The organism is Nostoc sp. (assembly GCF_054880495.1).
Genome location: NZ_JBTYKD010000258.1, coordinates 1 through 4,962 on the forward strand (window position 1 = coordinate 1; position 4,962 = coordinate 4,962).

At 39.1% G+C, this 4,962-nt stretch carries 5 protein-coding genes and 1 pseudogene; 1 reads left to right on the forward strand and 5 read right to left on the reverse strand.

What is annotated here, in order from left to right:
* The 5 genes and pseudogenes from ACYTXL_RS23835 to ACYTXL_RS23855 form a co-directional block, all read right to left on the reverse strand.
* Nucleotides 1–639: pseudogene (locus ACYTXL_RS23835) on the reverse strand (HNH endonuclease); the annotation flags it as partial.
* Nucleotides 640–1,049: 410 nt separating this feature from the next.
* Nucleotides 1,050–3,059: an NACHT domain-containing protein gene (locus tag ACYTXL_RS23840; protein WP_461926891.1), complete on the reverse strand. Its 2,010-nt coding sequence runs from the start codon at nt 3,057–3,059 to the stop codon at nt 1,050–1,052.
* Between the two features lie 75 nt (nt 3,060–3,134).
* Nucleotides 3,135–3,602, reverse strand: a complete 468-nt coding sequence (locus ACYTXL_RS23845) for a hypothetical protein (RefSeq protein WP_461926892.1) — start codon at nt 3,600–3,602, stop codon at nt 3,135–3,137.
* 11 nt (nt 3,603–3,613) lie between these two features.
* Nucleotides 3,614–3,844 (reverse strand): hypothetical protein, encoded by a 231-nt coding sequence (locus ACYTXL_RS23850; protein WP_461926893.1) that lies wholly within the window; start codon nt 3,842–3,844, stop codon nt 3,614–3,616.
* Between the two features lie 271 nt (nt 3,845–4,115).
* Nucleotides 4,116–4,430, reverse strand: a complete 315-nt coding sequence (locus ACYTXL_RS23855) for a helix-turn-helix domain-containing protein (RefSeq protein ID WP_461926894.1) — start codon at nt 4,428–4,430, stop codon at nt 4,116–4,118.
* Nucleotides 4,431–4,469: 39 nt separating this feature from the next.
* On the opposite strand from ACYTXL_RS23855, the gene ACYTXL_RS23860 reads away from it, so the two are divergent.
* Nucleotides 4,470–4,583 carry a helix-turn-helix domain-containing protein gene (locus ACYTXL_RS23860; protein WP_461926895.1) on the forward strand — a complete coding sequence of 38 codons (114 nt, stop codon included), beginning with the start codon at nt 4,470–4,472 and terminating at the stop codon, nt 4,581–4,583.
* Nucleotides 4,584–4,962 lie beyond the last annotated feature (379 nt).

Genomic DNA, 4,962 nt, shown 5'->3' on the forward strand with positions numbered 1-4,962 from the left:
ACTCTCATGAATTGCTTCAAGATTATTTTTCTTCCAGTTGGCGTGATTTCCGTCGATGTGATGCAGGTGAACCCGTTCCTCATCGATGAACTTTAGTCCGCAAGATGCACATTTATGGTTTTGCTTCTTAAGAGCAATAGATGTTTCGCCGTCGTAGAGCTTACTTTTGCGTTCGCTCCAGTAGGCTGTGTCTCCGTCGTAGGGTGATTTAGTTCCTTTGACAGAAACGTGTTTGTTTTCGGAGTAGGAAACTGTTGGGAATGCCTTGTCTAGTAATTTCTTGCTAGAGTAGCGGGTTTGCTTGGTTTCCTTGTTGAATACCGTGTAAGCTCTTTTTTGGATGTGGTATAACGAGTTTCTAGACCCGTCCATCTTACAGAACTCATGGTAATTTCTCCAGCCTCTAACTACCGGGGCTAATTTCTCAGCCTTTGTGGTAGCACCATAATTCGAGTTGTTGACGATGTGTTTTACTTTCTTACGAAAGGCTTTGAAGTTGTCCACTGAGGGACTACATCTGAACTTTCCGTTTTTCTGGACTTTAAAGTGCCAGCCGAGGAAATCAAACCCATCTGTCGCGGCGGTGACTTTGGTTTTCTTTTGGCTTACATTCATTCCGCGTTTGCGGAGGAACTCGCTGAGGTCAGGAATTATTTCTGGATTTTTAAGTCTCCACTCATTCCAACGTTGTACACTTTCTTTCAACCGAGCATAATGCTCCTCATTAACCATTGCAGATTCTCCTTATGTCCTACCTTCAAAATCTTCAATGGACATAACTATGGAGATGTAATTTCAATTAACCTCATTATTAAAATCTAAAGCAGCAGGTTTGGCTTGGACTATACCAGTTGTTGGGGGTAGCGTCCACCCTAGCGATGATACCTGTGGGGGAAGATGTCGGGATAAGCGTAGTTTGGCAACATATCTGTGAGCGAGAAAGCAACACGCAACTAAGGCGATTGCTGGTTGGGCGGGAAATGGGAGTTAAACGACATCGAAGCGAAACAGCCTCACTGTAAAGGCTAGCAGCGTACTACACAGGCTTGCTATGGTTTCTTAAATTCCATTTGAGCAAAGTGGTCTTGCAGCAGTTTGTGAATGAAACGATAACGACCGCCAACACGCTGGAGGAATAATCGCTCGGTGGAGTAGTCTAGGAAGCGGGCGTAGTTCCAGGGAATATAGCCGCTAAAGTATAATATGAGGCGGAGAGCGAAATGTTGAATAGCAGCTTTTCCACCACCAAAGAGTCCAGCAAGAACAGAAATAAACATTGGAATTAATAGACTTATTAGTTGTCTAACTGGAATACTAGGAAGTCTTTTTTCAAGCAAGTGACCAATCAATCCACTCACTATTATTACAATTAGGAAAATAAATCCAGAATTTAATGCTGATTTTAAAATACCTTGATTAGGGATTTTGGTCTTATCTATAGCAGGCGTATATAATCCCTCACATAATATGAAACAACCCATTGTAATAATTATCCCAATGGGTAGCCAGAAAATAAGTTTTGTATAATCCAGTTTACTATCTATCCACCATATAATTGCACCTATAACTAAGCCAAAAATTATTTTTTGATTTATTTTATAGCTAAATCTTTCTCTATTCCAAGTATAATTTATTATTTCTATAGGCTTAATTTTTTCATTTAGTTGTAAACTTAAGTTCAGCTTTAGAAACTGAAAAGCAGGCTCTATTATTACTCCATTGCATAAATAAAATATTGCCAAAGAATAAATTAAACATTTAAAATCAAAACTTATTACATTGAATAGCGAATATAATACTATAATTAACATAAACTCTAAGCTAATAAATCCCCAAAGAAACGCATTAGTAATTATTTTGTATACATTCTGTTGAATTTTTCTGCTTAGGTAGAAAGGTTGCATTTGTTCAATTAAAAATTCAGTTTTAGATTCCTGTTTTAACTGTTGAGCTAGCCAAATAAGCCAAATTTTAGTTTGGTTAATGTTAGGAGCCTTTTTTGTCAAATATATCTTGTTATCAAGTTCTCTTTGACACATTATTTTTATATAGGAATTCAGCAAATCTTGGAAACTTTCTTCAATAGAACTAACTTTGTGCCATGATTGGCTTATTTCTGGAAAGGCGAGAATAGTTATGCTTAACAGCAAGGGAGTTTTAACTAGTTCTAATAAGTTCGGATCATTTCTAATAAATTGTAAAATGTTAGTTTGGTTAACATCAAGAAGATATTTATGAAGTTGCCTGTCAGTTAGAGACTGTAAACAAATAGCCCCACGGAGACTGAGATATGTTGAATAGTTATCATACTCTTCCGTTCGGCTACAAACAACCAAATGTTGTTGAGGTAATTCATTTTGCAATAATTGATTAATTGCCTGAACACAAAGTTCTTGTATTTTCGGACTCAATTCATCTAAACCATCAAGTAGGAGTAAAAGTTGATCCTCTTTTAGCCATTTTTTACCAACTTTAGTCCGAACGTTATACTTTGAATTCAGTTCGCTTACTAACCATTCACTCAATGCTTTATCTTTCTTCCAGGAAGATAAGTTAAACAGCACGGGGATAGGATAACTAAAGTCATCCTTCGCACGGCTAACTAAAGCTTTAGCTAGTTCTAATTGTGTAGTGGTCTTACCTGCTCCTGGCGCACCCAAAATTAACAGTTTACCTGCAATTTCTTCAGAATCAAAAACTGACAAAATAGTTGTGGTATCTGGCAGAGGTTCAGCAGGCTTTAAGCCAATTTTTATCTCAGCATCCCAAGGTCTTTTTACTTCTTGAGGTTGTGACTTTTTAGCCAAATTAATCAGCACGGCATTGTGTAGAGACTGCTTTAACCGTGCTGTAACTTCTTCCTTAACTGCGGCTAATAGTATCCGCTCGTTCTCTGGTCTAGCAGGGTTGCCTACTGGTTTTGTTGTCTGCCCACCACGAATATTAAAAATATTTTGAAAAACATTATATTGATGAATATAATCTCTATCAATCCGTTCGTTATAATTACCTCCTCCAGTATTAATATTGCGGTTTTCAGGCGGTTTCGGCTCTTCCATATTTTCGTCTAATACTAATTTTTTTACCTGCTGGTTAGCAAACTCTGCACTTAGAGGTATGTTAATTCAGTTTCCTTAATCTTGTGCTTCTACTTCCTGCCAGCCTTTGATAGCGCCAACAATAAAAGCACCTGCTGGGTTATCAATAGCTTTTTCAAAAGCAGCCAAGCCACCTTCTTTAACGGCATTTATTACTCGTTTTTTTAATGTTGGGTTGCTTTCAATGCGGTTCACAGCTTCTGCTGCTACTACCATTTGCTGTGATGTAGTGGTGGTAGGGTAAGTTTGCTCTAATTGTTTTAGTAATAGCTGAATCTCGGCAGCAGCTTCAGCAAGACTTTGGGGTTGTCCAGCCGCGTAGTAATTACCTTGAACGTAGTCGCCATGAATGCGCTCGTTATAGTTGCCGCCCCCAGTGTTGATATTGCGATCGCCAGTCATGGTTGTATCTCCTTGAAATACTTTGTTGTTATCGTCTTGCAAATTTTTGATATCGCCGCCCACTGAACCACCAACTGAAAAACTACCGGGGTTGTTAGTCATAGTACCTACCTCTAAGATTCTGACCGCAGAAGTCCTGGAGCATAGTTTGACTGATAAAAGTTTGGAGTTATACTCTGATACACGATGAGTATGCGATGTTCCAGCTTATAGCGCAATATTTCGCAGCGAATTGCCGTTAACCCAAAGTTCGCCAAACCTCGCCAAGGATTTGATACTATATTTGTACTTTCTGGCACGGTCATTGCTGCAACAAGTCCATCAAGGTTTAAAGCACCAATCAAAGAAATGTTCCCACCCTTACTTCCTGGGAGACTACCAACTGCTCGTTTACCATTAACGGCTCTGGCAAATAAGCCGCGCAGCGATTGATAAATTCAATCCCGCTTCATCGACAAAGACTAAATTTATGACATCAATTTTATCTAACCAACGACGATAGTCATGCCTTAACTCTTGTACTCTTGGGGTATCTTGCTCGCTAGCATAAAGACTTTTTTTTTACACGTAAGCTTAATTTTTCTACGGCTCGATGCATTGTTGTGATACTCACTCTTATCCCTGTGCGTTCTGCATAGCGATGCCTGCGGCGGGGCAAAGCCCAACGCATAATTCTCTAAGTAACAAATCATTTTTTTCCTCAACCAAAGACTGGATAAGCGATAGATGCTCATTTGTTATTGTTGGCTTTTGGTATCCTCCACGTTGTTTCGCCTCGATTTCGCCATTTGCCCGATGCTGACGCAGTAGGTTTCGCACAAATGACAAGCTGACCTTAAATCTTTGCGCCAACTGGCGTTGAGAACCTTCTTTTGCAACACACGCCATAATCACACGCTCACGCAAATCCTTTGAGTAAGATACTGGCATCTATTTAAACCATGCTATCTCTTCAGTCTACCCTATTCTGTGGTTCAATTACCTGAAAATTGCTGTAACAAAGGTGAGTTAAAAGCCAAAGTGATTGGCAAGGGTTGGCGAGTTAAACGCAGCGATCTAGAAGCCTATATTGACAAGCTGTGAAAGATACTCGCCAAATTGCGACACGTCAAACCTCGCCAATAGCAATTAGCATATTCAGCTAATTAAAACAGTGGCGAGGTTTGACGTGATTGGCATCACTGTATCCAACCGGGTAAATTGTACGTTAAGGCTGAAACTAAGATGTGGTAAGCTTCTCAGCAAGTACTTTTTTCCGTAAAATTGGTGAAAAAGCTATGGTTATGGTGCTAGTTTTAATCTAGTTTGAACGAAAAATCGTTGTTTCAGGCACTTGAAATTTTCTTAGCGTACAAAAAATCTTTTTTGGCATGGTGATGCCTAATACAACCATCGTGTATATACACGATGGTTGTATTATAAAAATATTATCTACTAAAGTTAATCCTATGTTTAAAGCCAC